This window comes from Salipiger sp. HF18, from assembly GCF_011806505.1.
In the GTDB taxonomy this organism is placed as follows: Bacteria; Pseudomonadota; Alphaproteobacteria; order Rhodobacterales; family Rhodobacteraceae; genus Salipiger; species Salipiger thiooxidans.
Genome location: NZ_JAATOS010000475.1, coordinates 1 through 3,065 on the forward strand (window position 1 = coordinate 1; position 3,065 = coordinate 3,065).

The 3,065-nt window shown below is 65.4% G+C and carries 3 protein-coding genes; all 3 read left to right on the plus strand.

What is annotated here, in order from left to right:
• Positions 1-1,633 (plus strand): 1,4-alpha-glucan branching protein GlgB (glgB, locus tag HC022_RS22675; RefSeq protein ID WP_167453910.1); only part of this gene is annotated, 1,633 nt, incomplete at its 5' end.
• A gap of 72 nt (positions 1,634-1,705) precedes the next feature.
• Positions 1,706-2,971 (plus strand): glucose-1-phosphate adenylyltransferase, encoded by a 1,266-nt coding sequence (glgC, locus tag HC022_RS22680; protein ID WP_167453911.1) that lies wholly within the window; start codon positions 1,706-1,708, stop codon positions 2,969-2,971.
• The coding region (locus HC022_RS22685) for a glycogen/starch synthase (RefSeq protein WP_167453912.1) at positions 2,968-3,065 on the plus strand (98 nt) is incomplete at its 3' end. The genes glgC and HC022_RS22685, both read left to right, overlap by 4 nt.

Here is a 3,065-nt window from a genome sequence, read left to right on the forward strand (position 1 = left end):
CCGCTACGAGATCGTGGGCCCCGACGGCACGGTCCAGCCGCGCAAGGCCGATCCTGTGGGCTTCGGCTCCGAGCACCCGCCCGCCAACGCCTCCATCGTGCGCGACATCTCGGGCTATGGCTGGTCCGACGAGGAGTGGATCACCACCCGCGCCGAGGCGCAGCGACGCGATGCGCCGATCTCGATCTACGAGGTCCACCTGCCGTCCTGGCGCCGCAAGGACTGGGGACGGCCGATCTCCTACGTCGAGGCCGCGCGCGAGCTGGTGAGCTACGTCAAGGAGATGGGCTTCACCCATATCGAGCTGATGCCGATCAGCGAGTACCCGTTCGACGGCTCGTGGGGCTATCAGCCCATCGGCATGTTCGCCCCCACCATCCGCTGCGGCCTGCCGCACGAGTTCCGCGACCTTGTGAACGCCGCCCACCTCGAAGGGCTGGGCGTGATCCTCGACTGGGTGCCGGGCCACTTCCCCAGCGACCCGCACGGGCTGGGCCGCTTCGACGGCACCGCGCTCTACGAGCACGCCGACCCGCGCGAGGGCTTCCACAAGGACTGGAACACGCTGATCTACAACTACGGACGGGCCGAGGTATCGAACTTCCTCACCGCAAACGCGCTCTTCTGGCTCGACGAGTTCCACGCCGACGGGCTGCGGGTCGATGCGGTGGCCTCGATGCTCTACCGCGACTACTCGCGCAACGCCGGGGAGTGGGTGCCCAACAAGGACGGCGGCCGCGAGAACTACGAGGCCATCGCCGTGCTGCAACGGATGAACACCGCCACCTACGGCGAGCATCCGGGCATCATGACCGTGGCCGAGGAAAGCACCGCCTATCCCGGCGTGTCCCAGCCCGTCGATCAGGGCGGGCTCGGCTTTGGCTTCAAGTGGAACATGGGGTGGATGAACGACACCCTCGAGTACATCAAGAAGGACCCGGTCTACCGGTCCTATCACCACCACCAGATGACCTTCGGGCTGGTCTACGCCTTCTCCGAGAACTTCATCCTGCCGATCAGCCACGACGAGGTGGTGCACGGCAAGGGCTCGATGATCGGCAAGATGCCGGGCAACGACTGGGAGAAATTCGCCAACCTGCGGGCCTATTACGGCTTCATGTGGGGGCACCCGGGCAAGAAGCTGCTGTTCATGGGGCAGGAGCTGGCGCAGCGGTCCGAGTGGAACCACGACGCGCAGGTCGACTGGGACTGCCTTGGCGATGCGCGTCACGAGGGCATCCAGCGGCTGGTGCGAGACCTCAACCACCTCTACCGCGACACGCCCGCGATGCACGTCAAGGACTGCTTCGAGGACGGGTTCCAGTGGATCGTCGGCGGCGACCAGCAGAATTCGGTCTTCGCCTGGGTCCGCCGCGGCGGGCCGGACGATCCCGAGGTCGTGGTGATCTGCAACTTCACGCCGCAGGAGCACCCGGATTACCGCATGGGGATGCCGTCTGCCGGGCGCTGGCGCGAGGTTATCAACAGCGACGCCGAGATCTACGGCGGCGAAAATCGCGGCAATTACGGGTCCGTCGAGGCGCACGAGGGCGAGATGCATGGCCAGCCGGCCCATGCCGACGTCACCGTGCCGCCGCTGTCGACGGTCTGGCTGATGCGCGACACTGACTAGAAAGACGGGGCTATTTCAAACGGTTGTCACGATTCGGGGCGAGACAACCTCTGAGAATGAGGAGGACAGAAGGTGCCTTGGAGAAATCAGAGACTCGCCGGACGGAGCATGGCTTTCGTTCTGGCGGGCGGTCGCGGCTCGCGCCTGCACGAGTTGACCAACAGCCGGGTGAAGCCCGCGGTCTATTTCGGCGGCAAGACCCGGATCATCGACTTTGCCCTGTCGAATGCCATGAATTCTGGCATCCGCAAGATCGCGCTGGCGACGCAATACAAGGCGCACAGCCTGATCCGCCACTGCCAGCGCGGCTGGAACTTCTTCCGCGACGAGCGCAATGAGTTCCTTGACATCCTGCCCGCCTCGCAGCGCTACAACGAACAGACCTGGTACCGCGGCACGGTCGACGCGGTGGCGCAGAACATCGACATCATCGACAGCTACGACATCGACTACATCGTCATCCTCGCGGGCGACCACATCTACAAGATGGACTACGAGATGATGATCCGGCAGCACGTGGAGTCGCGCGCCGACGTGACCGTGGGCTGCCTGACCGTGGACCGCGGCGAGGCCAGCGCCTTTGGCTGCATCGCGGTGGACGAGAAGGACCGCATCAACTCGTTCATGGAAAAGCCCAAGGACCCGCCGGGGCTGCCCGACAACCCCGAGAAGACGCTGGTGTCCATGGGCATCTACGTCTTCAGCTGGGCCTTCCTACGCGAGCGGCTGCTGGAGGATCTCGAGGACGAGAACTCGAGCCACGACTTCGGCAACGACATGATCCCCGAGATCGTGGCGAAGGGCACCGCGCAGGCGCACCGTTTCCAGAACAGCTGCGTGCGCACCCGCCCCGACGCCCCCGCCTACTGGCGCGACGTGGGCACGGTGGACGCCTTCTGGAAGGCCAACATCGACCTCACCGACTTCAACCCCGAGCTTGACCTCTGGGACCGCAACTGGCCGATCTGGACCTATTCCGAGCTGGTGCCGCCCGCCAAGTTCATCCACGACGAGGAAGACCGGCGCGGCTCGGCCGTAAGCTCGATGATCTCGGGCGGCTGCATCGTCTCGGGCACCGAGATCCGCGAGTCGCTGCTCTTCACCATGTGCCACACCAATTCCTATGCCTCGCTCCACCGCGTGGTGGCGCTGCCCTATGTTCAGGTGGCACGGCATGCCCGTCTTAAGAATGTCGTCATCAATCGCGGCGTTCATATCCCCGAGGGGCTCGTCGTCGGCGAGGACCCGGAAGAGGATGCAAAGTGGTTCCGCGTCAGCCCCGGCGGCGTGACGCTCATTACCCAGCGGATGCTGGACCGGAGGGAAGCCGAACGATGACAAGGGTGCTGTCCGTCGCCTCGGAATGCGTGCCGCTCGTGAAGACCGGAGGGCTCGCGGACGTGGCGGGGGCCCCGCCGGCGGCGCCTGCCCC